The organism is Pseudomonas sp. NFACC43, from assembly GCF_900119645.1.
Classification (GTDB): domain Bacteria; phylum Pseudomonadota; class Gammaproteobacteria; order Pseudomonadales; family Pseudomonadaceae; genus Aquipseudomonas.
In genome coordinates, this window is record NZ_FPKK01000006.1 from 144464 (window position 1) to 167091 (window position 22628).

Here is a 22628-nt window from a genome sequence, read left to right on the forward strand (position 1 = left end):
TCCTGGAGCTGTAGAATCAACCGCCTCATTTTTCATATCAGGAGCCTTGGCCATGCCGTCGGCAAACAAACAGCAGAAGCGAAACCAGCGCGCCAAGGCGAAAGCCAAGAAGAACCGGGTACAGCGTGCCGCTGCGCCGAACGACTTCCTGGACCCGAACGATGAGCGCATCGACCTGGAGACCGTGGACCTGTCCGAGCTGTTCCAGCTCATGCGCGACGCTGAAAAGATCAGCCAGCAAGCCATGTGCATCGCCTTCCTGGGGCACCCACTGCTGGCGCTTGTGCTGGAACAGGAAGGCGAAGAAGAAGCCATGGATTTCATTATCACCGCCCTGATCGAATACCGTCGCGCCACCACCGGCGTCGATGAACAGACTGCGCTTGACTGGGTCGAGAGCGAGCAATTCCAGGCTGATTATCTCGCGGCCTCCAGGGAACTGGTGCAACCCCAGGCCTGAGCCTCGCCCGCCCGGCGCTCTTGCGATGAGGGCGCTTGCTGGGGGGATGACATCCTTCAGCGACAGTTCCTACAAGCCAAGCTCCATCAATATGAGCCGGCGTCAAAACCGTCTTGCATGAAGCGGTTGTTTTTCCTCCACGGCAATCAGCTCCGTCCGGCATCATCAATATGAAGCCTGACGCATCATTCAGTCCGTCCCACTCCACGGCTGAACATCTTGATGACTTCGATCTCCCCACAAGACGATCCGCAATTGGCACCACTGATCGGCGAACTCGCCGAATTGATCCGCCAGGCACGCCAGAAGGTCATGCGCGCCGTTGACACCCTGCAGGTACAGACCTGCTGGCAGATCGGCCGGCATATCATCGAATTCGAACAGGAGGGCGCCGATCGGGCGACTTACGGGGCGCGACTGTTGCCGACACTGGCGAAGGCGCTGACGGTGAAGTTCGGGAAAGGATTTGATGCATCGAACCTTCGTTACATGCGCCTCTTCTACCAGGCGTTTCCAATATGTGACGCACTGCGTCACGAATTGAGCTGGACTCATTACCGCTTGTTGCTTCGTATAGAAGATGATCATGCGCGCCACTGGTACATGAACGAAGCCGCAGTGCAGAACTGGTCAACGCGCGCCCTGGAACGCCAGATCGGCACCTTCTATTACGAACGCCTGCTGGCAAGTCGGGACAGGCCGGCGGTAGAGCAGGAGGCCAGCGCCCATATCGAGTCACTGGACCCCGGGCCCAGGGATATCGTCAGGGACCCGGTGGTGCTGGAATTTCTCGGGTTGCCCAACGCGGGCACCTTGCTGGAGACCGATCTGGAGCAGGCCTTGATCGACCAGCTACAGGATTTTCTACAAACTGCTCCTGCCCACCGAAGAAGAACTGCGCAATGAGCTGGATCGCGAACGGAGGCGGCTCGAAGAACAGCGACGACACACGATCACTTGAAGCCACGAAAGCCGGCATTGCGTGACCGTTTATTGTAAAAACCGATGTAAGCTTGATGCGCTTCGGAAATACCTACATCTTCAAGAGCTCTATCCTGCATGTCACCGGCCGCACCCTACCCCACTCTGATCCAGGCGTTGCGGACCGAAACCGCTGAACTGCACGTCGCCCTGGAAAAACGCCTGCCGTTTTTCTCCCAACAGCTGGATCTCGATCTGTATCGGCGCCTGATGGTGGCCTACTACGGCTTTTATCAGCCATTGGAACAACGACTCCATGCCCTGGCGCTGGCCGGGCTGGACCAGCCCCTGCGAGTCAAGCTCCCAGTGCTGAGGGCGGATCTCACGGCACTGGGCCTGGACGAAGCGGCTATCGAGGCGCTGCCCCTTTGCAGCGAGTTGCCCGCTATCGACTCTCGTGCCGCCGCGCTTGGGGTTTCCTATGTCCTGGAAGGCGCAACCCTGGGCGGCCAGATCCTGCGGCGCAGGGTGGCCGAGCAGCTTGGCCTCGACGCCAGCAGCGGGGCAGCATTTCTCAACGTATACGGCGAGCTGACGGGGCGGCGCTGGAAGGACTTCCTGGAGTACCTGGGCGACAGGAACCTTGGCGATGGCCAAACGCTCGAAGTCACACATGCTGCCAAAACGACATTTATCTGCTTTGAACGCTGGCTGGACAGCCAGGAGGTCCTGTTATGAACCCTGAAAACCAAGAGGCCTTCGAAGAGCTGCTGGCCAACTGCGCAGACGAACCGATTCGGTTCCCCGGCGCCATCCAGCCTCACGGCGTGCTGGTGATGCTGTCCGAACCCGACTTCGTGATCCGCCAGGTCAGTGCCAACGTATCGCAGCTGATGGGACATGATCCCGAGGCGCTGTTGGGGCAGACGCTGGACGTGCTGCTGGGGCCGGAGCAGGCAGCAGCCATCCTTGACGCCCGGCGCATCGAAGCAGGCCACGACAACGCACCGCTGGATATTCTCGTGAACCGGCACCGCTTCGACGCGCTGGTCCATCGTCACCAGGGCGTACTGATCGTCGAACTCGAGCAGCACCTGAGCGACTATCGTCCGGAAGGCGTCAGCGGCGAAGCCGATATGGGGCGCATGCTCCAGCGTCTGCACAGCGCGAAAAGCCTTCAGGCCCTCTACGAAATCAGCGTTCGGGAAATCCAGGCCATGACCGGCTATGACCGCGTGCTGATCTATCGTTTCGAGGAAGAGGGCCACGGCCAGGTGATCGCCGAGGCCAGCGCGCCATCGATGGAGCTTTACAAGGGCCTGTTCTTCCCGGCCTCGGATATCCCCGAACAGGCCCGGGAGCTGTATCGCACCAACTGGTTGCGGATCATCCCCAACGCCGATTACACGCCGGTACCGCTGGTTCCGAATCTGCGCCCCGACACCCGGGCGCCCCTGGACCTGAGCTTCGCGACCCTGCGCAGTGTCTCGCCGATCCACCGGCAATACATGAAGAACATGGGGGTGCTGTCGTCCATGAGCATCTCGCTGATGGACGGTGAACGCCTGTGGGGCCTGATCAGTTGCGGCAACCGTAAGCCCTTGCTCGTCCCCCATGAGATGCGCAAGGCCTGCCAGACCATCGGTCAGGTCCTGTCACTGCAGATCAGCGCCATGGAAGCACTGGAGCTGAGCCGTCAACGAGACGCCAAGCTCGAGGACCTCGGCATACTTGCCAAGGCCATGGCCGAGTCCAGCGATAACGTCTTCGACGGCTTGTCCCATGAGCCACAACGCTTGATGGACCTGACCGGTGCCAGCGGCGTCGCGATTATCGAGGACAACAAGCTGCATCGCCACGGCCAGTGCCCTGAACCGGAGCAGATCCGGGCGCTGCACCAGTGGATCCTCGAAAGCGGGCAACCGGTGTTTTCGCACCATCAACTGGGCAGCGTCTACGCCCCGGCCCGCGGTTACCAGGACGTGGCGAGCGGCGTGCTGGCGATTCACCTGCCCAAGCCTGTGGAAAACGGCGTGCTGTGGTTCCGGCCCGAAGTGAAGGAAACCATCCATTGGAGCGGTGACCCACAGAAACCCCTGGACCTGGAAAACAGCGAGAACGGCCTGCGCCTGCGCCCCCGGACATCCTTCGAGATCTGGAAAGTCGAAATGGCCGGCATCAGCAACAGATGGAGCCATGGCGAACTGTTCGCCGCCAACGACCTGCGGCGCTCGGCCCTGGAAAACGACCTGGCCCGGCAAGTGCTCAAGGAGCGCCAGGCCGTGCACGCTCGCGACGAGCTGGTGGCAGTGGTTTCCCACGACCTGCGCAGCCCGATGACGGTCATTTCCATGCTCTGCGGCATGATGCAGAAGTCCTTCAGTTCCGACGGTTCCCACAGTTCGAAGCGAATCGCCTCGGCCATCGACACCATGCAACAGGCCACCAGCCGCATGAACACGCTGCTGGAAGACTTGCTCGACACCTCGCGAATCGACGCCGGACGCTACACCATCAATCCCAAGCCAATGGAAGTCAGCCAGATATTCGACGACGCCTGTTCGCTGTTGACGCCGCTGGCCAGCGCCAAGGCCATCAATATCTCGTTCCATGCCGAACCCGACCTGAAGATCAAGGCCGACCCCGAACGGTTGTTCCAGGTGCTGTCCAACCTGATTGGAAACGCCATCAAGTTCACGCCGCACGAAGGCGTCATTGGCATCAGCGCGATGTCGGTGGGCAACGAGATCGTGTTCAGCGTTCGCGATTCCGGCCAAGGCATCGCGCCGGAGCAGTTACCCCACATCTTTGATCGCTATTGGACAATCAAGGAAGGCAACCCCAGCGGCACCGGTCTTGGATTGTATATTTCCAAGGGGATTGTCCAGGCCCATGGCGGTAAACTGCACGCCGAAAGCCAGCCTGGCCAAGGCAGTGAGTTCCGCTTCACTGTCCCGAAAATCGACTGAACCGGGCAACGCCCCTCCTGACAAACTGGAACCCGAAGCCCAATGGCCTCATTGAACAAGCAGCAGAAACGCGCCAAACGCGCAAAGGAAAAAGCCAAGCAGATTCGCATGAGCGGCCGCAAGGCCTCGCCCATGTACGGCGATCCTGCCTACGCCACCGCCCAGCCACCGGTCTATGTACTGGAACTGTTCGCCAAGCTGCGCGAAGCCGAGGCCATCGGTCGCGGCGAACTGCTCGACACGCTGCTGTCCTCCCTGAGTGTGATGATCGCTGAGCGACCAGGCCTGCTGGACCTGAAAAACGCCGAGAACGAAAGCATGGCGGCCACCAACCTGGCTGCCGACATGCTGGTGGACTACCGCATGTGGACCGATGACATGGACCGCGAAACGGCACAGCGCTGGCTCAGCACGCCGGAGTTCATCAAGGATTTCAGCGAAGCGCTGGACCGCTATCGCCAGTCCATGGAAGAACCGGCCGGCGAATAAACCTGTCGTCGGCTATTCGTCACTGTTCCAATGGAACACCAGCTTGCGTGGAGCGCCACTGCCGATGTTGGCGGTGTCGCGCCGCTCCTCATCGTTACGTGTCGCCACCACCGTGTATTTGCCCGGTGGCAGTTGCACGAAAACCAGAGGTCCGGCCTGATCCAGCGTCAGCAGCGTTTGCCCGGACGCATTGCCAATAGCGATGTCCACATCCGCGACATACCTGTTTTCCGGCCCGATCGCGAAGGTCACGTGCAGGTTATACCCCTGGGCCTGGCTGATGGCGCGGGCTTCATCCTCACCGATCCCACCGGACAGATAAGTGATGCCGTTCTGCTGCAACGGCTGGACCTGCACACCGGAGCTGTCGATGGGGGCGAGGTTGGTGGCGTTGAGCGCCAGGATAGGAAACAGCAGCGCCACAGCCGCAAGGGAAGACAACAGAACGCACCGGGTCAGTTTCATGGCGAAGACTCCAGGATCTGGAAAACAACTTCACACGAACACACCTTTGATCCGTAACGCCCGACGTGGTTTAGACCGATTGGAAGTAGGCCGTAGAACGTACCGCTCTCGTGGACCGTTCTTGGTACTCGACACAGCAATGAGATTCAGCGCTGCAGAACAAAAGCGCACGCCAGAAATTCCTCGCTCCTGCCCGGCCGTTCTGCCCTGATGCGGCCGGTATCCAAGCGCAACGGCAACGCTTATCCGTTAACCCTTCCAACCCCCGCCCAAAGCTGGCACCATCGCGCCTTTTTTTACGCAACTCCCCGGGCTCTTCATCGGTAAACAGGGTTCAAACGGCCGTTCGGTTGTTGATGGCGCGACAGTCTGCTGTGCCTATGCGACAACCTGCCACACATCACCGGTTTACCACCCGCAGCGCTGTTGGCTGTCATTCGGACGCATGCTAGCTTGGCCGCCTCGCCAGGAAGGCCACCAACAGCAAGGGAGCACATACCATGAGGACCGCACATGGCCCAGGCCACGCCCGCGCTTGAAATCCGCAACCTGCACAAACGCTACGGACAGCTGGAGGTGCTCAAGGGCGTCTCGCTGACCGCCCGCGACGGCGACGTGATCTCGATCCTGGGTTCGTCCGGGTCCGGCAAGTCCACGTTCCTGCGCTGCATCAACCTGCTGGAAAACCCCAACCAGGGCCAGATCCTGGTGGCCGGCGAAGAGCTCAAGCTCAAGGCCGCGAAAAACGGTGAGCTGGTGGCCGCCGACGGCAGGCAGATCAATCGCATGCGCAGCGAGATCGGTTTTGTATTTCAAAACTTTAACCTCTGGCCGCACATGAGCGTGCTCGACAACATCATCGAAGCCCCGCGCCGCGTCCTTGGCCAGAGCAAGGCCGAAGCCATCGAAGTGGCCGAGGCCCTGCTGGCCAAGGTCGGCATCGCCGACAAGCGTCACGCCTACCCCGCCGAGCTGTCCGGCGGCCAGCAGCAGCGCGCGGCCATCGCACGTACCCTGGCCATGCAGCCCAAGGTGATTCTGTTCGACGAGCCCACCTCCGCCCTTGACCCGGAAATGGTCCAGGAAGTACTTAGTGTGATCCGCGCCCTGGCCGAAGAAGGTCGCACCATGCTGCTGGTGACCCACGAAATGGGCTTCGCCCGTCAGGTTTCCAGCGAAGTGGTGTTCCTTCATCAGGGCCTGGTCGAGGAGCAAGGATCGCCACAGCAGGTCTTCGAAAACCCGCTTTCGGCGCGCTGCAAACAATTCATGTCCAGCAACCGCTAACGGAGCAGTACATATGCAGATCTACAAGAAGTTTTTCCTGGCCGCTGCCGCCGGCCTGGTGTTCTCTGCCAACGCCATGGCGGCTGAAAAGCTGCAGATGGGCATCGAAGCAGCCTACCCCCCCTTCAACAACAAGGACGCCAGCGGTCAGGTCGTAGGCTTCGACAAAGACATCGGCGATGCCCTGTGCGCCAAGATGAAAGTCGAGTGCGGCGTGGTCACCTCCGACTGGGACGGCATCATCCCGGCCCTGAACGCCAAGAAATTCGACTTCCTGATCTCTTCCCTGTCGATCACCGAAGAACGCAAGCAAGCGGTGGATTTCACCGACCCGTACTACTCCAACAAACTGCAATTCATTGCGCCCAAGAACGTTGAATTCAAGACCGACCCTGCCACTCTCAAAGGCAAGATCATCGGCGCTCAACGCGCCACCCTGGCCGGTACCTGGCTCGAAGACCTGGGCGACGACGACATCACCATCAAACTCTACGACACCCAGGAAAACGCCTATCTGGACCTGACTTCCGGTCGTGTCGACGCGATCCTGGCGGACAAGTACGTCAACTACGACTGGCTGAAGACCGATGCCGGCCGCGCCTACGAATTCAAGGGCGATCCGGTGGTGGAAAGCGACAAGATCGGCATTGCCGTGCGCAAGGGTGACAATGACCTGCGCAACCGGCTCAACGCCGCCCTGAAGGAAATCGTTGCCGACGGCACCTACAAGAAAATCAACGACAAGTACTTCCCGTTCAGCATCTATTGATCCTGACGTGCCTGGCCGGTGCCGCTCCCCGCGGCCCCGGCCCTTAGCAAAGCCTGCCGATATGAACACGTACCCATGATCATCGACCTCTACGGATTCGGCCCGGCGCTCGCCGCCGGCGCGCTGATGACCGTCAAGCTGGCGCTCTCGGCCCTGTGCCTGGGGCTGGTGCTCGGCCTGCTCGGCGCCTTGGCCAAGACTTCACCGTACAAGCCCCTGCAATGGCTTGGCGGCACCTATTCGACACTGGTCCGCGGCGTCCCGGAATTGCTCTGGGTGCTGCTGATCTACTTTGGCACCGTCAACCTGATGCGTGCCATGGGCGAGTATTTCGGCCTCCCCGATCTTGCCCTCGATGCCTTCACCGCCGGCGTCATCGCCCTTGGGCTGTGCTTCGGCGCCTATGCCACGGAAGTCTTTCGCGGCGCGATCCTGGCGATCCCCAAGGGCCACCGTGAGGCCGGCGTGGCCCTGGGCCTGTCGAAATGGCGGATTTTCACCCGGTTGATCATGCCGCAGATGTGGCGCATCGCCCTGCCCGGCCTGGGCAACCTGTTCATGATCCTGATGAAAGACACCGCCCTGGTCTCGGTGATCGGCCTGGAAGAAATCATGCGCCACACGCAAATAGGCGTGACCGTGTCCAAGCAACCGTTCACTTTCTACATGGTGGCGGCGTTCATGTACCTGGGCCTGACGATCCTCGCCATGGCCGGCATGCATGTGCTGGAACGAAGAGCGGCCCGCGGCTTTGCCAGGAGTACCCAATGAACTGGGAAGTCATCATCAAGTGGCTGCCGAAACTGGCCCAGGGCGCGACCCTGACCCTGGAGCTGGTCGCCATCGCCGTGCTCGCCGGCCTGCTGCTGGCGATTCCGCTGGGCATCGCCCGCTCTTCTCGCCTGTGGTACGTACGGGCGCTGCCCTACGCCTATATCTTCTTTTTCCGTGGCACGCCGCTGCTGGTCCAACTGTTCCTGGTCTATTACGGCCTGGCGCAATTCGATGCCGTGCGCAGCAGCGCCCTGTGGCCGTACCTGCGGGATCCGTTCTGGTGCGCCACGGCCACCATGACCCTGCACACCGCCGCTTACATCGCCGAGATCCTGCGCGGCGCGATCCAGGCCATTCCCCGTGGCGAGATCGAGGCGGCACGCGCCCTGGGCATGTCGCGGCCCAAGGCGCTGTTCTACATCATCCTGCCCCGCGCCGCGCGAATCGGCCTGCCGGCCTACAGTAACGAAGTGATCCTGATGCTCAAGGCCAGCGCCCTGGCCAGTACCGTGACCCTGCTGGAGCTCACCGGCATGGCCCGCACCATCATTGCCCGTACCTACCTGCCGGTTGAGATCTTCTTCGCGGCCGGTATGTTCTATCTGTTGATGGCGTTCGTGCTGGTGCAAGGCTTCAAGCAGCTGGAGCGCTGGTTGCGCGTCGATGCCTGCCAGGGACGCTGAAACGGTCGTCTTGACGGGCGAGGCATTACTCGCCCGCTTCAGGGCGCTGGACGCTTTTCTCACTGCGCACCAAGGGTTGTGGAAACCCCGGCCGTTCACCCATCTGCAACTACCCTGGGAAACGTCCTACCCGGAGTTAGCCCAATGGCTACGCCGACGTTCGCTGGAAGAGGCGGAAAATGACCATCACCAGCCTTGGCTGATTGAAAACGCCCCCGCACCGTTTCCCGAATGGGCGGCTGTCGCCCATGGGTTGAGCACGATCGGCCCACTGCCTGGCATGGCGCTCGAAGCGCCTGCCCATCGCCTCGACGTCGAGGTGCCCGGCCGCAAGTGGCAGCAGATCGAGGCCTTCGCCAGTCGCCTGGACTTTTCCAGCGAACCGAGCCATTGGCTCGACTGGTGCGCCGGTAAAGGCCATCTCGGCCGGCGCCTGCTGCGCGGCACACAGCGCCTGACCTGCCTGGAATATGATCCGGCCCTGGTCGCCAACGGCCAGCAACTGAGCCAGCGCCACCACCTGAGCGCCACCCATGTGCGACAAGACGTGCTGGCGCAGGACGCAGCCCAAGCGATCCACTCCGAACACACGCCTGTCGCCCTGCATGCCTGCGGCGACCTCCATGTACGGCTCATGCAACTGGCCAGCGCCGCCCATTGCAAGCAGATGGCCATCGCACCGTGCTGCTACAACCGCATCGGCGCCGAACACTACCAACCCCTGTCCGACGCAGCCAAAGGTTCTGCCTTGCAACTGTCGCTGGAAGACCTCGGCCTGCCACTGAGCGAAACCGTTACCGCCGGCGCACGGGTGCGAAGGCAACGAGACCACTCCATGGCCTGGCGCCTGGGTTTCGATCTGCTGCAACGGCAAATCCGGGGTAGCGACAGCTATCTGCCGACGCCCTCGCTTCCCACGTCCTGGCTGGAGAAAACCTTCGCCCAATACTGCACCGATCTGGCGGCCCTGAAAGACTTATCCACAATCGGCTCGCCTGACTGGGCAGCCTTGGAAGCAGCGGGCCATCAACGCCTGGCCCAGGTACGCAACCTGGAGTTGCTACGAAGCCTGTTCCGCCGTCCCCTGGAGCTGTGGCTGGTTGTGGACAGGGCTCTTTTTCTGATTCAAGAAGGCTATGAGGTTCGCCTTGGGACCTTCTGCGAAGCGACCCTGACACCTCGAAACCTGATGCTGTTGGTTGAGCGTTGCGCAGAAGCAACACCCTGTGGATAACTCTGTTGATGAAATACGCCTGGATCCAATAAATTCGCCATTTCCTGACCGATTCAAGGCTGGTCATTTTTTATTCATATGAATAAAAAACCATGAAAACAGGCATTTGCACGCAAACGCGAAAGCTGTCACAGAATTACAATATTCCTTGCGCCTGACCCTGCCCGTTGTGCATAAGCGCCCAATCAAAACGACATAACCGCCGAATCCTAGGGTGCTCTGCGCCAACAATTGCACCCACCGTGCCCGTGCAGTACAACAGTTCCACTTATCGTGACAGACACCCTGCCGACGCACTCAAGGACTGACCGTGACGTTCATCTCCTACGCACAGAACTTCGAAGACATACGCCTGTGGCGCGCCCTCCAGTCGGTGGAAAACGGCTTTTATCTCGACGTCGGCGCAAACCATCCGACAGACGACTCCGTGACCCGGGCCTTTTATGACCACGGCTGGCGCGGAATCAACATCGAACCGGTGTCGACCTATTACGAAGCGCTCTGCCAACAGCGCCCCAATGACATCAACCTGCAATGCGTGGCGGGCGAAAACGCCGAAAGCCTGACCTTCTACACCATCGCCGACACCGGCCTGTCCACCGTCGAGGCCAGCGTCGCCCGGCAGCACCGAGAATCCGGCATGGATGTGCGCGAACAGACCGTCCAGTCCCGCACCCTGGCCTCGATCTGCGAGCAATACGCCCAGGACCGCCCCATCCATTTCCTGAAGATCGACGTCGAAGGCCATGAAGAAACCGTGCTGCGAGGCATGGACTTCAGCCGCTGGCGGCCGTGGATCATCCTCATCGAAACCCCATGGGCCCGCGACCAGGCCTGGGAAAGCCTGGTCACCAACACCGGCTACCAATCCATCCTCTTCGACGGAATCAACACCTATTACCTCGCCGAAGAGCACCTGGCCCTCAAACCCGCCTTCGACATCCCCCCGTGCAACCTCGACGGTTTCCAGTTCTGCAAAGGCCACAAATTCAGCCACCCCACCGGCGACACCGAACACCAACTCGCCCTCGCCCTGCAACGCGCCGAACGGGCCGAAGCCCAACTCAGAGCCATCCAGGACAGCCGCACCTGGCGAGTCCTGCACAAATTACGCAACCTACTGCCCCGCCCATCGCCACGCCCCGCGCAAAAATAGTCAGAATTCAGGGGTTTACAGAAATCCCCCAATGGCTATAATCGTCGCCCACACGCCGGTATAGCTCAGTTGGTAGAGCAACTGACTTGTAATCAGTAGGTCCCGGGTTCGATTCCTGGTGCCGGCACCATATAAATCAAGGGCTTGCAGCGATGCAGGCCCTTGTTTTTTGCCTCAGACGTAACAAGCGACGTAATAAGCGGCTCTGCACCGGGTTGCAAGAGTGTGCCGCGAACCGCTCCGCTGCGCTACGTCACTCCCCGGTTTTATGTTGACCCACGGGGAAAGGGTAATTTTGGTAATTTATTTTTTTAACCTACTAAAAACCTTTGCAAATCAATAGGTTGCAATGATCTATTAAAGGTAATAATAGGGTAATTTTGTAGTAACCAGGTTACCTTTTAGTAGGGTAAGAATCTAACCTTAGAAAATCCTTTAAAATCAGTACGTTAAGAAAAAATTACCTTTTCGATTACCTCAAATTACCTTTTCAGGTAATTGCTCAAAGCCACGTCCCATAAGGCTTACAGCCGCCTTCCTCTATCAAATTTCCAAAATTACCTTTTCCCCACCCCTCAACCGGAAATAAGCCTACGCTGTACTTTCAAACGGTCCAGAACGTGACGTATGAGGAGCAGACTGTGAACGTAGACTGGGAGGGAATGTTGCCCATAGATGGGGTGGTGATCGTGATAGAGGACGACCCAACCCTTCGGTCGTTGATGGCGAGCATAGTGGATGAAATGGGCGCCCAGACTCGTGCATTCGATACGGCAGATGATGCATTGACTTTTCTTCTGCAGAACTCTGAACCTTGCCCGTTGGTTATCGTGGACCAGGGACTACCGGGGCAGATCCAGGGAATAGAGTTCATCGAGATGGTCCAAAGCCGATGGACCGGGATCGCCTCGATTCTCATGTCTGGATATTCGATTAATCCAACGGACGTGCCGCCGAAAACTGTCTATCTGCATAAGCCATGGTCACTAGATGATCTAGTCGTAGCGATAGCCACGCTACTCCAGCCTGGCAACCCTATATCCAAACGCCAATACGGGCCTGGAGCCTAGCCGTGTCCAACGAATATTCGCTATCAGACGTACTGGAAAGGATTTACGAAAATCAGGTCGCTTTAGAGGCAGCTGTGATGGAGCTGACTTTGCTGGTGGAACGACAAAATGCAGGTGAAGTCGGTGAAAACATTCGCGGGGCACTGATGACAATTGGCGAAAATGCCGGGTACATCAAACAAGGCTTGGCTCGCCTCAAAGGAGCAGAGTCGTGAACCCACAAGCGAACTGAGTCAACCTGTGCAAACCCGTGTGGGCGCTCCAGGCCTTACTGGACGTGGGCCGCATCGAATTTTTTCCATTTCAAAGGATATGGCCGAGGTCCAAGAAAAAGACCAAGCCCGAAATGGAAAACCCGCTTTCAATGGACATTATCCCGGACCGTATCCAATAGGGCCGGGCCCCACAGAAAGCGCACCTTGTAACCCGGCGTCCAGGCGAGTTTGAAAACGACCTTCATTTCCTTTCAAAACTTTGCAAATCGTGCAATGGCCAAACACGTCCCAACCTCCCCAGCCGGCCTGGATGGAGGTATCACTTGCACTCCCCTCGCCCTTTCACAAAAAAGTGACACATAGCCCGTCGGCGGGAGGGGGATAAGTGCTTTTCCTTGAGTTTTTTTCTCTCAGTCTGGCTTTTCTGTGGGAGCCGACACTTCGTCTAGGGGCAGGATCAACTGTGGCCCCTGGCTCCTGACATTCCCCACCGCTCGGCTTACCGGAAACCACTCGAAAGCCTCCGTTGGGGTGCACTGGGTCCTGGCGATTTCTTCTGCCATTCGGGGGCTTAGGTCGAGATTCAGCCACTCGCGGGCTAAGGAAGGGGACAGCACCAGGGGTCTACGGTCATGGATATCAACCATGCCCGCATCGCTGGCGGCGGTGACAATCACATACCCGTCCTGGTCGTTTGGCTCCAGGCCGGGAGTGACCTGCGCAAGCGCACCGAAAAACATGGGGGCTTGGCTTTTGAGGCGTATGAAGTACGGCTGCTTTTTCTTTGGATCATCCGGGTCCTTGACCCATTCGAACCAACCATTTGCAGGGGCAATCGCTCGGCCATTCGGCCAAAGCTGTTTAAAAAATTTCCCAGTCGTAACCGTTTCCACTCTCGCGTTTATAGGGTCCGGCCGTTTCCCTTTTGCCCAGAAAGGAGACCATCCCCACCGCACCTTATCGACGCTGAGGCCATCATTCGTCGGACGGATGATTTCTACCTTGGTGGTGGGCGCGACGTTGTATCGATCGATGGCCCACAGGTCATAACCGTTGATTACCAATTGCTGTGGTGCCAGCTCTCTAAGGTAATGCTCCATCGGTTCGTAGATCGAATAGCGTCCACACATGGATGTCACCCGTCGAAATTTCCTATACACCAATTGACCACCTGTACAACGCAGAGTTTACTGTATGTGCATACAGTAAACTTTCCTACCAGGTCACTATCATGAGTGTCAGAATTCTAGGCCCGCTATCGGAGGGCGGCGCCTCAATCCCCCTCTACTCGTTCAGGATACCGGCGGGCTTTCCCTCGCCGGCTGCAGATCACATCGAAAAGCATATATCCCTCGACGAGCTGTTCGAGATCCGCGCCCCTCACGTCTACCTGGCAAAGATTGAGGGCGACAGCATGCAAGGCGCAGGAATATTTTGTGGGGACCTGGTCGTGGTCAATCGCAGCCTGAACGCAGAGCATGGCGACATCGTCATAGCCGGCCTCAATTCAGAACCTATCTGCAAGCGCCTGCACATGCGTGACAACACGATCATTCTCCTGTCGGCCAATAGCAAATATCCGCCCCGGCATGTGATGGAAGGCGATGAGCTGATTATTTGGGGAGTAGTGACCTACAGCGTGCGTGACCATGGCAAGCCGTGACCAGGTCTTTGCGTTGATCGATTGCAACAGCTTCTACGCGAGCTGTGAGCGTGTATTCAGGCCTGACCTGGCAAAAACCCCCATTGTTGTCTTGAGCAACAACGACGGTTGCGTCATCGCCCGAAGCTACGACGCCAAGCCGTTCGTTAAGATGGGAGCCCCGTACTTTCAGATTAAGGACACCCTTCGCCGGAACGGCGTCGCGGTTTTCAGTAGCAATTACGCGCTGTACGGCGACATGAGCGAAAGGGTGATGACAATCATCGAGTCGATGGTGCCCGCCGTCGAGATTTACAGCATCGACGAAGCCTTTGCAGACCTGTCGGGCATTTCCGGTGACCTGACCAGCTTTGGCCGATCGATACGCGCTGCAGTCTACAAAGGAACAGGCATTCCGGTGGGCGTAGGCATCGCGCCGACTAAGACCCTGGCCAAGCTCGCCAACCACACCGCGAAGCGCCTGCAGGCGCATACAGGCGGCGTGGTTGATATATGCGATCAGGTCAAACGCGATTGGGTATTACGCAATACCGACGTTGCGGAGGTCTGGGGCGTAGGTCGCCGAATGAAAGCGCACCTGGACGCCCTGCAGATCAAGACAGCAATGGACCTCGCCAAGGCCGACCCATGGATGCTGAGGCAGAAATTCAGTGTCGTCATCGAAAAAACTGCCAGGGAGCTGGCTGGAACCTCTTGCCTGGAGCTATCCGAGACAGAGCCGCCAAAGCAGGAGATCTGCAGCGGCCGCATGTTCGGCAAGCGTCTGACGACTATTGAGCCTATCAAAGAAGCTGTGGCGACCTATGTGGCGCGGGCTTCTGAAAAGCTCAGGGGGCAAAACTCATTGTGCAAAAAAATCCGTGTCAGCATCCGAACAGGCATGTTCAACCCCGAGGAGGCGAAGTATGCCAACGGCGCTCTGGTCGAGCTGCCCTATCCTACGAACGACGTGCGCCTGCTGACAAAGGCTGCGTCGGAAGCGGTAGATCGGCTGTTTAGGCAAGGATTCAAGTACAGCAAGGCTGAAGTCTTGCTGATGGATCTGACGCAGCCAGGGGAGTTTACAGACGATCTTTTCGCCCAAAGCCAACCTGTGGCTGCAGAGAAGGTCATGGAAGTGTTGGATCAAATCAATCAACGGTGGGGGCGCGGGACGCTGAGAACTGGCGGCGTCCCGTCATGCCCAGACTGGGGCATGCGGCGGGAGATGATGAGTCAGAGCTTCACCACCAGACTGGATCAACTGTGGATCGTCAAAAGCTGATAAAGGCAGATGGCCACTTTTCAGCTAAGGTTCGTGATACCGGACGAGGACCGGTACGTAGCGCCACGTCACGAAAAGGAAGCCGTCAATGCAACACGAGAAATGCTACATGTGTGATGAACCCGCAACTTCGGTGGAACATGTTCCACCGAAGTGCATATTTCCTGAATATAAAGATACGAAGCAACATTTGAGGCAGAACTTAATAACCGTTCCATCATGTGACATTCACAACGCAAATAAAAGCAAGGATGACGAATTTCTAATGGTTAGTCTTGCCGGTATTATTGGTAATAACTCAATAGGTTACGAGCATTACCATGGGAAAATACAAAGAACTTTAAAGCGGTCCTCGCACAGGCTGTTAGACAAGGTTTTTTTGAATAAATCAACAATCCGTCTCGGTGATGAAAACAAGTTTCTGGATATCATCTATGGCAAACCTGACTACCAGAGGCTCGTAGATTGCTTCACTCATATCGGTTACGGAATCTATAGGCACCACTTTCAGGCATCTTTTGCTGGGAAAATGAAGGTTTTCTTAGGTTTTTTGCACTCTGCAAACAAAAACCATCGCACCTTTAAACAGTTCATAGCTCATAGAGCCCAAATGGACCTCCAAGAACGACACGGACAAAATCCTGAGGTCTTTTACTATCAATTAGCTGCGCCTGATAAGTTCGGAATCTCGTTGATTCATCTTTGTTTTTACGAGAACGTAAAAATCTATATATCGCTGATGCCTGAAGGGTGTGAGCCACCGTTTGACCTGGGAATGGAGCTGATCAAAGGCGGATTTGAAACAATTGTAGAAATTGAAGGGAAACAATACAAATTCAATGAACCCGCCAGCCAACATTAAGAGGTCATCGTGGTGAACTGGGACGTCGATCTAGTAAATTTGATAGAACTTTCCTATCACGTTATGCAGAGCAAAAATGGACAAGCGATTCCAGAGGGAAGCGAGTGGAAAAACGATGCTCAGGTGATTGGGACAAAGATTTTTAGGCATGTAGTTTCGGCGCAGCAAATTGGTGCGGGAGTGGCATTAGACTTTGGAGAGAGTCGGAAGTTTGTTCATATTGATCATCCTTCTGTGGCTGTGATAGTTAGAGCCGCAGTGGAGGCGTTTCTTACTTTTAACTATATATTTGCTAATGATGATGATGCGATTAGCATTTACAGGCATAAGCTCTGGAAGCGTTCAGGATTAATCGATAGGGGGAAGCATGCCGCGTACACCCCCGAGAGTAAAGAAATTCAAAGGCTTGAGGCGTTAGAGAGCGAAAAACTATTAAGCGAAATACAAAGCAGCGAGTTCTATAAACTAGGAAACAGGGACTCGCGAAAGAAAATTGATAGCGGAGAATGGAAACCTATTGGCGGATGGTACGCTATCACAAAAGATAGCAATATCCATCAAGAATATTTTAATAGTATCTACAATCACTTAAGCGGCCACTCCCATGCCAGCTACATTAGCATTCTTCAAATAAGAGATGCCAATGATAAGTTTGAAGATCAAAAAATGCTAGCTGATAGCAGTCGACAAATGCTATGCCTAATTCTTGCTCACTTTCTTTTTTCATATGTGAAAGTTTTTCCAGAGTCGCGAAAAATACTGGAGCAAGACAGCCGGCTCTATGAAGCTGCCGAAACCTGGCACATACAAAAAGAAGAAGTTAAGTTTATATACAGTTAGTTGTTAGCATGTTTCTCAATAAACAATAGGCTTTAGCCGTGTTCCAAGCGAGCGAGTGGTTGCCGCATAAGAAGTGAAAGCACTTGCGTTATCAGGGGGCGGGGTTGATCCATGTTTATGCGCAGCGAGAGTCATGCTCATTTGCTCTGTGATATCAATTAGTTCGCTGAGAATATGCAGCACATTCTCTGTTTCAGAACCCAGCCAGGTTTTCGGTGCAGACAGCCGTTGCCCTACTAGAGCAACGCTTCTCCGAAGGCCTTGAATCTGCTCCTGCATATCGCCGCCTACCGTCGTGTTGAGCTTCTGTCCGACCACCAGGTTCAGGTCCCGGCCGGTGGCCTGATGTAGATCATCTACCGCCGCCAGGCTCGCGGACCCGCCCGACAGCAGTTTGAGCGCGCCCAGCGCCTCGATCGTCTTCACACCACCCACGGACTCGCTTGAATGGTCGTCCACCGTCCTGGTGTGGCTCTGGAACTGCTCGCGGTTTTCCAGGGCTTCGACTTCCCGCTCAATCGCTTTGTCCTGGATCTTGCCATCCGTCTGGCGCAGCCAGTTGCCATCGGCGTCTACGCGCTGTTGCGCCGCCTCGCTGTGCTGCCAGACCTGATCGCCTTTCGGCACCTTCGGCATGCTCAGGCCGTGCGGGAGGATCGTCTGGATGTAGGGCTTGTTCGGCAGGCCATAGGCGAAGCACACCACGACCTGGGTGCCTTCCTCCGGAAACGCATAGATCCCCATTTCCTCGCCACCGGTGGGCAGCGGCAACGGAACGCCGGTGAGCTGGGGTAGGAGCGGATCCGGCTCGCCGTCCGGGCCCAGGACTTCGATGTCCACGGCATAGCGCGGCCGAAAGTCGTCGCAGATCCCGGCGCCGGCCGGTGCGTCGGCCACGGCGATAACCCGGGCGAAGCGCGGCAGGTGGTAACCGCCGGTGAGTTCAGGGAATTGCCGTTCTACGCTGCGGCGGATTGCGTCTTCCATCGGATGGCCATCTGGTCATTGGCGAGTGCCACGCTGGTGACGCGCTCGCCGGCATTGATCGTTGCACCTGGTCGTAACCCAGGAAGGGCCGCGACCATGGCGCTCTGGTTGCCCTGGTAGCCGTCGAACAGCTCCGTAGGGATTTGCAGCGGTGCCCGGACTCCGAAAAAACTGTCGGCCCAACTGCCCACGAACACTTCACCATTGCCCTGTTGGTGCCAGGTGAAGTCGGGGATCCCGAACACTCGGGCCAAACTGTCCATCGCCTGATACCCGGCGGCCAGGCTGTAGAAATACGGCGCCTTGACGCCGGCGTATGGCCGATCGGGAACCCGAAAGCGCAGGCCGGTCTGCTGGCTGATCTCGGCCAGCACGGCGCGCAGGTCAACATGGCGCAGGTTCATCGGCAGTGGGTTGGCCAACACCGCGGCCAGCTCCCGGCAGAACAGCACCTGCTCCACCGCGTTGGCGGCGGTGCAACGCTCGACGTAGCCGATGAAGTGGCGTTGCAGCGTGCCCTGGTTGTAGCCGATATCCAGCGTCACCAGGCCTTTGAGCGGGACGCTGGATTGCACCGTGAAGTTCGCCCGCCCCGGGCTGGTGGCGTCCAGGCGAACGTCCTCCTTGACCAGGGCGATTGGCGCGCCGTTGATGGCCAACACCTTGTGCAGCTTCAATTTGGCTCACTCCCGCCCAACCACCTGTCCACCCGGCCCAGGACCTTTTCGAAGCCACTCAGCGCAGGGTTGTCGCCCGATGCGCCACCGCCATCTCCTACCGCGCTCCCTGGCGCCCCTTGGGCGTCGACCTTGTTACTGGCGCGCCGGCCTTCGACTTTCTCCGGATTGGACTCGCGCTCGCTCAGCGTGAACTGGACCAGCCAGGCCTTGAGGCTGTCCGCCTCCCGGGCGCTGACGCCTTCGGAGAATTCCACCTGGCGCACGCCGAAGGCCTCGGCCGTATCGTTGACGATCCGGTACAGGTGCAGCTGGCCGCCGCCGGCCGTGGCTTCGGCCAGGCGCATCAGCTCGGTCAGTTGAACCCGGTCGACGAAAGGGATCATCAGCGAAACGGTCAACGTCTTGGGCTTAAAGCCCTTGTGCGCCTTGTCGGTGTTGCTGGTCTGCCCCGACATGTCCCCGCTTTCGATACGCAGGTTGGCCGTGACCTTGAGGTTCTTCCCCTGGACTTTCTGTCCGTCTAGCAACAGCGTCATAGGCCCACCAGCTCCTGGACAAAACTCAATCCTGCTTTGCTGCCCACCAGCAACAGGCCGGCACACTGAACCCATTCATGCCCTGGAGCGTCGCCGGCGAGTAGTTGGCGGCGCAGTTCGCTGCTGTTGCCTGGGCCGATCAAACGCGCCCGCATGCTGATGTCCGGGTTACCACCGGCCAACAACCCTTTGAGGTCGCTCAACTGCTGATCGCGGCCCTGCTGCTGGGCGCCTTTGCGAGCGGCCAGTGCAGCCAGATCGCCCAAGGGCGAACTGTCAGCGGCATAGCCCTCCAGGACGGCCAACTGGCCTGCCATGGATTGCTTGGCGGCCTTGACCACCGTGCAGCGCTCCAGGGGCAGCGCTTGCCAGCGCGGCAGCGGGCCCGGGTTGGGGATCTCCCATTTTTCACTTTCCAGCTTCACCAGGTGTTGCGCCCGGCGCTCGGTGCGCACCAGGTCGGGAATCGGTAGCAAGGCGTTGAACCGCGATAAACCGCTGGCCAACTGTTCCAGACGCGTGCCCAGGAACAGGATCGACAGTGCGTACAGCGGCCCGGCCGGGCGTCCGTCGTCCGTGACGTCTTCCAGCTTTTTGCCCAGGTGCTCGAGCACGTTCGGCGCCGACAGGAAGCGTTGATAGCCTTTGCCCTGACCAATGCCGCTTTGAAATGGGGTGACCACCAAGCACGCCGGCGCCTCGCCCAACTGCTCGGCGAGCGCGGCACGACCGGCCGCAATGGCGCCTTGCGCTGCCCCGCCAACCGGCCCCGGGTTGGTGGTGGCCAGGTCCTTAAGCCCGACCAGACGCTGCGCGGTGGTGGCCAGTTCGCCACCGGCCAGGTTCTTCGCTGCGGTCAGGCCGCCCATCCATTGCGTGGCTTGCTCTGGCCAGCGCATCGTCACCGGTGCCCAGGTCATGCCGGCGTGGTCCAGGTGATGAGCTTCAAGGCTTTCAGATCCTTCCTGGTCAGGGCCTCGGCCACGGCCTGGCGCAAGGTTTCGGCGTGCTGCAATGCGGCCTGCCTGAAACGCACCAGGTCATGACTGACTTTCTGCAACTGGGCGATGGTGTGGGGCCGGAAGGCCTTCACCTGGTCGACGTCATAGCAGGGGTATACATCGTCCACGCCCAGCAGCACCTGGGCATTCAGGTTCACCTGGTCATCGATCGCGCTGCTGTAGCGGTACACCTCGCCCAACGCGCTGGAGTTGAACCCGCCGGCGATGTGGGCGCTGCAACCGGCACTGATCGCCAACAGCGTTTGCTCCTGCTGGATGGCCAGCACGGCGTCGATATCGTCGACCCATTCACCGTCTTTCCAAATCTGGTTCGGCCCGGGCTTTTTCATGGTGAAACCCGCAGGCACCGGTTCGAAGCCCTCCAGGGTGCGGGGCTCCCCACTTTTGATGCTGTACACCACCACGCCGCCGAAGTGGTCCACCAGTTGCCAGGCCTGGCCATTCCACCAGGCGGCCTTATGTTCGGGGATCGCCGGCGGCGGGATCTCCACGCATCCGCCGGGGATCATGTAAACGCCGGGCTCCAGGGGCGACTCGTCGGCCTTCACCTCGGCGACGAACAGGCCCAAATGGTCCGTCTGATAAACGATCTTGTCAGTCATGCGCGATCTCAATACTTGATGCAGAAAAGGAGGGCCACGTTCTTCGGCCGGGTTTCGGTACCGCCATTCGCCGCGACCGTTACCGTATGGGTGTGTCCCCCGGCAGCTCCAATCCCGACGTTATGCGCATGTGAACCAGCAGCAGCTACGGTGACGTTGTGAGCATGCGCGCCAGCAGCAGGCAGAGCGGTTACCGGCCTGTTCGGATGGGCCTGCCCTTCCTCAACGCCGCCGTTGACGTTGATCAACGCGCCGACGCCGTTACCGGCGTGCGTGTGCTCGCCTTGGGTGTCAGTCGATGCGGTGTGCGTGTGTTGGCCCTGGGCATCCGTCGATGCGCTGTGGACGTGATCGGCTACGGCAGCGGCCGTGGCCGTGTGGCCATGCGATTGCAGCATCATGTCCTGGAAGGAGCCGAAGACACGGCCGGCATCGATGCCTCGCCCATCGTCCCAGCCACGCGGAAATACACCCCTCATGTCGGGAAGGTTAAAGGTCGTAGAGCCATCGCCCGCGCCGTAGTAGGTATAAATTCGCTGGAATAGCTTGGCGAAGGCGGTACGAGAAACGGCTGCTCCGTTGCATTTGAGCCAGCCTGCCGGCGCCGCGCTCATGGCGAAAGCGGCCACCATGCCCACCATGGGTTCGCCGATCTGCTGATTCAGTTGGTTCAGCGCGGCCGTGGTGGCCAGGATCTCGCTGCTGTTGGTTGCAGGGTCATCGCTTTTGGCATTGGGTAAGTTACCCAGACCCACGTCAGCTTTGGTCGTCGCTCGGGCGCGCAACTGCTCATAGTCACCGTTGCGCGCCGCCAGGTACTGGATCAACGGGCCGGTGACGGGCTCCGTCGTTCTCAGGTCGACGATGTTGGTCGAGGAAATGAAGTTGGCGATTTGAACGCAGTAATGACGTGCGCCGGCGGCGTCGGTGTAGTCGGCCTGTTCCCCGTAGGCCAGCTTCCAGGTAGTGACCCGGTCGTTCAATTGGCGCTCCAGGCAAACGTCCAGCCAGATTTTGCCCGAGGGGATAATGCCGCTGATCGGCAGCGGTTTGTCCAAGACGACCCGAAGACCTTCGATGTACGCGGTTCCCGGATTCAATTGGTATTCCCCAACAATCCTGGTGAAGGCCAGCGAATTGCCGAAGAAGCAGGCGCGGCCGAACAGCTCGCGATTGTTCACGCGCTCGCGCTCATCGATGCCCGCCAGGCGTACCGTGAAGTCATGCTGCCAGGTGCTGGCATCGATGGTGATGCCGGTCAGCGCCATGGCGCCGTCAAAGGCCACCAGGAAATTGCGAGTGATGTTGTTACCGATCTGCAGGGGCGGCACGTTCTTGCGCTTCTGCTGCAACGGCACGGTGGACACGGCACACAGCACCCCGTCCTCGTCCTCCAGGCCGATCCAGTTGAAATTCCAGTCGCCTACATCCGAGCCCAACTGCGCGCTGTACACCACCTGGTTGGGGTTCACATAGCCGGCGTTCTGCGCGGGAATGCTGTAGACATGAACGATCTGCGCGGCCGGCGGCTTGCCTGCGGCGCGATCAATCGGCGCGGCTGGGTCTAGCCCGGGCACGTTGGCAAAGATGAATTTATTGATGATCAGCGGCTTTCGTTCGCTTTGCTTCAGCGCAATTTGGCTTTCGCCGGCCAGGGTGATGTTGGCGCTCACGGTGCGT

Annotated in this window: 24 protein-coding genes, 1 tRNA gene and 1 pseudogene; 18 read left to right on the forward strand and 8 right to left on the reverse strand. The window is 58.5% G+C overall.

The features are described 5' to 3' along the window. The first annotated feature begins 52 nt into the window (after nucleotides 1-52). The 5 genes and pseudogenes from BT179_RS12605 to BT179_RS12625 all read left to right on the forward strand — a co-directional run bounded on the left by BT179_RS12605 (nucleotide 53) and on the right by BT179_RS12625 (nucleotide 4839). Nucleotides 53-460 carry a hypothetical protein gene (locus BT179_RS12605; RefSeq protein WP_072397775.1) on the forward strand — a complete coding sequence of 136 codons (408 nt, stop codon included), beginning with the start codon at nucleotides 53-55 and terminating at the stop codon, nucleotides 458-460. 222 nt (nucleotides 461-682) lie between these two features. After that, a pseudogene (locus BT179_RS12610) lies at nucleotides 683-1327 on the forward strand (DUF1016 N-terminal domain-containing protein); the annotation flags it as partial. A 192-nt stretch (nucleotides 1328-1519) separates the two neighbouring features. Beyond that, entirely contained in the window at nucleotides 1520-2119 is a 600-nt protein-coding gene (locus BT179_RS12615) for a biliverdin-producing heme oxygenase (protein ID WP_072431689.1), read from the forward strand. Continuing rightward, the gene (locus tag BT179_RS12620; RefSeq protein ID WP_072431690.1) at nucleotides 2116-4350 is read left to right on the forward strand and encodes an ATP-binding protein; all 2235 of its coding nucleotides are present in this window, start codon (nucleotides 2116-2118) and stop codon (nucleotides 4348-4350) included. Before BT179_RS12615 ends, BT179_RS12620 begins: the two co-directional genes overlap by 4 nt. A 42-nt stretch (nucleotides 4351-4392) precedes the next feature. Continuing rightward, nucleotides 4393-4839 (forward strand): hypothetical protein, encoded by a 447-nt coding sequence (locus BT179_RS12625; RefSeq protein ID WP_072397772.1) that lies wholly within the window; start codon nucleotides 4393-4395, stop codon nucleotides 4837-4839. A 12-nt stretch (nucleotides 4840-4851) separates the two neighbouring features. On the opposite strand, the gene BT179_RS12630 is transcribed toward BT179_RS12625, so the two are convergent. Continuing rightward, a complete protein-coding gene (locus BT179_RS12630; protein ID WP_072397771.1) occupies nucleotides 4852-5304 on the reverse strand; it encodes a hypothetical protein in 453 nt (150 codons plus the stop codon). Between the two features lie 513 nt (nucleotides 5305-5817). On the opposite strand from BT179_RS12630, the gene BT179_RS12635 reads away from it, so the two are divergent. The 9 genes from BT179_RS12635 to BT179_RS12675 all read left to right on the forward strand — a co-directional run bounded on the left by BT179_RS12635 (nucleotide 5818) and on the right by BT179_RS12675 (nucleotide 12492). After that, the gene (locus tag BT179_RS12635) at nucleotides 5818-6591 is read left to right on the forward strand and encodes an ABC transporter ATP-binding protein (RefSeq protein WP_072397770.1); all 774 of its coding nucleotides are present in this window, start codon (nucleotides 5818-5820) and stop codon (nucleotides 6589-6591) included. A gap of 13 nt (nucleotides 6592-6604) precedes the next feature. Then, complete coding sequence (locus BT179_RS12640) at nucleotides 6605-7360, forward strand: ABC transporter substrate-binding protein (protein ID WP_072431691.1); 756 nt, start codon at nucleotides 6605-6607, stop codon at nucleotides 7358-7360. 75 nt (nucleotides 7361-7435) lie between these two features. Next, nucleotides 7436-8131 (forward strand): ABC transporter permease, encoded by a 696-nt coding sequence (locus BT179_RS12645; RefSeq protein WP_072397768.1) that lies wholly within the window; start codon nucleotides 7436-7438, stop codon nucleotides 8129-8131. Then, the gene (locus tag BT179_RS12650) at nucleotides 8128-8817 is read left to right on the forward strand and encodes an ABC transporter permease (RefSeq protein WP_072397767.1); all 690 of its coding nucleotides are present in this window, start codon (nucleotides 8128-8130) and stop codon (nucleotides 8815-8817) included. The genes BT179_RS12645 and BT179_RS12650 overlap by 4 nt, the downstream gene beginning before the upstream one ends. Next, nucleotides 8798-10051, forward strand: coding sequence for a methyltransferase (locus BT179_RS12655; RefSeq protein WP_072431692.1), 1254 nt, complete (start codon nucleotides 8798-8800; stop codon nucleotides 10049-10051). Before BT179_RS12650 ends, BT179_RS12655 begins: the two co-directional genes overlap by 20 nt. Nucleotides 10052-10361: 310 nt before the next feature. Then, complete coding sequence (locus tag BT179_RS12660; protein WP_072431693.1) at nucleotides 10362-11207, forward strand: FkbM family methyltransferase; 846 nt, start codon at nucleotides 10362-10364, stop codon at nucleotides 11205-11207. Nucleotides 11208-11261: 54 nt separating this feature from the next. Continuing rightward, nucleotides 11262-11337, forward strand: a tRNA-Thr gene (locus BT179_RS12665). 511 nt (nucleotides 11338-11848) lie between these two features. Next, nucleotides 11849-12277, forward strand: a complete 429-nt coding sequence (locus tag BT179_RS12670) for a response regulator (protein ID WP_072432337.1) — start codon at nucleotides 11849-11851, stop codon at nucleotides 12275-12277. 2 nt (nucleotides 12278-12279) lie between these two features. Then, nucleotides 12280-12492: a hypothetical protein gene (locus BT179_RS12675; protein WP_072432338.1), complete on the forward strand. Its 213-nt coding sequence runs from the start codon at nucleotides 12280-12282 to the stop codon at nucleotides 12490-12492. Between the two features lie 410 nt (nucleotides 12493-12902). On the opposite strand, the gene BT179_RS12680 is transcribed toward BT179_RS12675, so the two are convergent. Beyond that, the gene (locus tag BT179_RS12680) at nucleotides 12903-13622 is read right to left on the reverse strand and encodes an SOS response-associated peptidase family protein (protein WP_072432339.1); all 720 of its coding nucleotides are present in this window, start codon (nucleotides 13620-13622) and stop codon (nucleotides 12903-12905) included. A 101-nt stretch (nucleotides 13623-13723) separates the two neighbouring features. On the opposite strand from BT179_RS12680, the gene BT179_RS12685 reads away from it, so the two are divergent. From BT179_RS12685 to BT179_RS12700, 4 genes are all read left to right on the forward strand, one after another. Then, the gene (locus tag BT179_RS12685) at nucleotides 13724-14155 is read left to right on the forward strand and encodes a LexA family protein (RefSeq protein ID WP_072432379.1); all 432 of its coding nucleotides are present in this window, start codon (nucleotides 13724-13726) and stop codon (nucleotides 14153-14155) included. Further along, on the forward strand, nucleotides 14142-15419 hold the full coding sequence (umuC, locus tag BT179_RS12690) for a translesion error-prone DNA polymerase V subunit UmuC (RefSeq protein WP_072432340.1): 1278 nt from the start codon (nucleotides 14142-14144) through the stop codon (nucleotides 15417-15419). Before BT179_RS12685 ends, umuC begins: the two co-directional genes overlap by 14 nt. A gap of 88 nt (nucleotides 15420-15507) precedes the next feature. Beyond that, nucleotides 15508-16281 (forward strand): hypothetical protein, encoded by a 774-nt coding sequence (locus BT179_RS12695; protein ID WP_072432341.1) that lies wholly within the window; start codon nucleotides 15508-15510, stop codon nucleotides 16279-16281. A 12-nt stretch (nucleotides 16282-16293) separates the two neighbouring features. Further along, on the forward strand, nucleotides 16294-17121 hold the full coding sequence (locus BT179_RS12700; protein WP_143148699.1) for a DUF5677 domain-containing protein: 828 nt from the start codon (nucleotides 16294-16296) through the stop codon (nucleotides 17119-17121). 15 nt (nucleotides 17122-17136) lie between these two features. On the opposite strand, the gene BT179_RS12705 is transcribed toward BT179_RS12700, so the two are convergent. Genes BT179_RS12705 through BT179_RS12730 form a run of 6 tightly spaced genes read right to left on the reverse strand, consistent with a single transcriptional unit; the run spans nucleotide 17137 to nucleotide 22621 of the window. Further along, a complete protein-coding gene (locus tag BT179_RS12705) occupies nucleotides 17137-18108 on the reverse strand; it encodes a hypothetical protein (RefSeq protein WP_072432343.1) in 972 nt (323 codons plus the stop codon). Next, nucleotides 18081-18785 carry a hypothetical protein gene (locus BT179_RS12710; RefSeq protein WP_072432344.1) on the reverse strand — a complete coding sequence of 235 codons (705 nt, stop codon included), beginning with the start codon at nucleotides 18783-18785 and terminating at the stop codon, nucleotides 18081-18083. Before BT179_RS12710 ends, BT179_RS12705 begins: the two co-directional genes overlap by 28 nt. Then, nucleotides 18782-19324: a baseplate complex protein gene (locus BT179_RS12715; protein ID WP_072432345.1), complete on the reverse strand. Its 543-nt coding sequence runs from the start codon at nucleotides 19322-19324 to the stop codon at nucleotides 18782-18784. The genes BT179_RS12710 and BT179_RS12715 overlap by 4 nt, the downstream gene beginning before the upstream one ends. Next, a complete protein-coding gene (locus BT179_RS12720) occupies nucleotides 19321-20244 on the reverse strand; it encodes a hypothetical protein (RefSeq protein WP_072432346.1) in 924 nt (307 codons plus the stop codon). Before BT179_RS12720 ends, BT179_RS12715 begins: the two co-directional genes overlap by 4 nt. Beyond that, complete coding sequence (locus BT179_RS12725) at nucleotides 20241-20948, reverse strand: DUF4376 domain-containing protein (RefSeq protein ID WP_072432347.1); 708 nt, start codon at nucleotides 20946-20948, stop codon at nucleotides 20241-20243. Before BT179_RS12725 ends, BT179_RS12720 begins: the two co-directional genes overlap by 4 nt. Nucleotides 20949-20956: 8 nt before the next feature. Beyond that, nucleotides 20957-22621 carry a phage tail-collar fiber domain-containing protein gene (locus BT179_RS12730; RefSeq protein WP_072432348.1) on the reverse strand — a complete coding sequence of 555 codons (1665 nt, stop codon included), beginning with the start codon at nucleotides 22619-22621 and terminating at the stop codon, nucleotides 20957-20959. Nucleotides 22622-22628: the final 7 nt, after the last annotated feature.

What these genes read in the sequence shown, in the direction of transcription:
- BT179_RS12715 (WP_072432345.1), bottom strand. Translation starts at nt 19,324, where the DNA reads ATGACGCTGTTGCTAGACGGACAGAAAGTCCAGGGGAAGAACCTCAAG.
- BT179_RS12640 (WP_072431691.1), top strand. Translation starts at nt 6,605, where the DNA reads ATGCAGATCTACAAGAAGTTTTTCCTGGCCGCTGCCGCCGGCCTGGTG.
- BT179_RS12680 (WP_072432339.1), bottom strand. Translation starts at nt 13,622, where the DNA reads ATGTGTGGACGCTATTCGATCTACGAACCGATGGAGCATTACCTTAGA.
- BT179_RS12685 (WP_072432379.1), top strand. Translation starts at nt 13,724, where the DNA reads ATGAGTGTCAGAATTCTAGGCCCGCTATCGGAGGGCGGCGCCTCAATC.
- BT179_RS12630 (WP_072397771.1), bottom strand. Translation starts at nt 5,304, where the DNA reads ATGAAACTGACCCGGTGCGTTCTGTTGTCTTCCCTTGCGGCTGTGGCG.
- BT179_RS12645 (WP_072397768.1), top strand. Translation starts at nt 7,436, where the DNA reads ATGATCATCGACCTCTACGGATTCGGCCCGGCGCTCGCCGCCGGCGCG.
- BT179_RS12725 (WP_072432347.1), bottom strand. Translation starts at nt 20,948, where the DNA reads ATGACTGACAAGATCGTTTATCAGACGGACCATTTGGGCCTGTTCGTC.
- BT179_RS12655 (WP_072431692.1), top strand. Translation starts at nt 8,798, where the DNA reads ATGCCTGCCAGGGACGCTGAAACGGTCGTCTTGACGGGCGAGGCATTA.
- umuC (WP_072432340.1), top strand. Translation starts at nt 14,142, where the DNA reads ATGGCAAGCCGTGACCAGGTCTTTGCGTTGATCGATTGCAACAGCTTC.
- BT179_RS12620 (WP_072431690.1), top strand. Translation starts at nt 2,116, where the DNA reads ATGAACCCTGAAAACCAAGAGGCCTTCGAAGAGCTGCTGGCCAACTGC.
- BT179_RS12615 (WP_072431689.1), top strand. Translation starts at nt 1,520, where the DNA reads ATGTCACCGGCCGCACCCTACCCCACTCTGATCCAGGCGTTGCGGACC.
- BT179_RS12635 (WP_072397770.1), top strand. Translation starts at nt 5,818, where the DNA reads ATGGCCCAGGCCACGCCCGCGCTTGAAATCCGCAACCTGCACAAACGC.
- BT179_RS12705 (WP_072432343.1), bottom strand. Translation starts at nt 18,108, where the DNA reads ATGGAAGACGCAATCCGCCGCAGCGTAGAACGGCAATTCCCTGAACTC.
- BT179_RS12650 (WP_072397767.1), top strand. Translation starts at nt 8,128, where the DNA reads ATGAACTGGGAAGTCATCATCAAGTGGCTGCCGAAACTGGCCCAGGGC.
- BT179_RS12720 (WP_072432346.1), bottom strand. Translation starts at nt 20,244, where the DNA reads ATGACCTGGGCACCGGTGACGATGCGCTGGCCAGAGCAAGCCACGCAA.
- BT179_RS12625 (WP_072397772.1), top strand. Translation starts at nt 4,393, where the DNA reads ATGGCCTCATTGAACAAGCAGCAGAAACGCGCCAAACGCGCAAAGGAA.
- BT179_RS12605 (WP_072397775.1), top strand. Translation starts at nt 53, where the DNA reads ATGCCGTCGGCAAACAAACAGCAGAAGCGAAACCAGCGCGCCAAGGCG.
- BT179_RS12695 (WP_072432341.1), top strand. Translation starts at nt 15,508, where the DNA reads ATGCAACACGAGAAATGCTACATGTGTGATGAACCCGCAACTTCGGTG.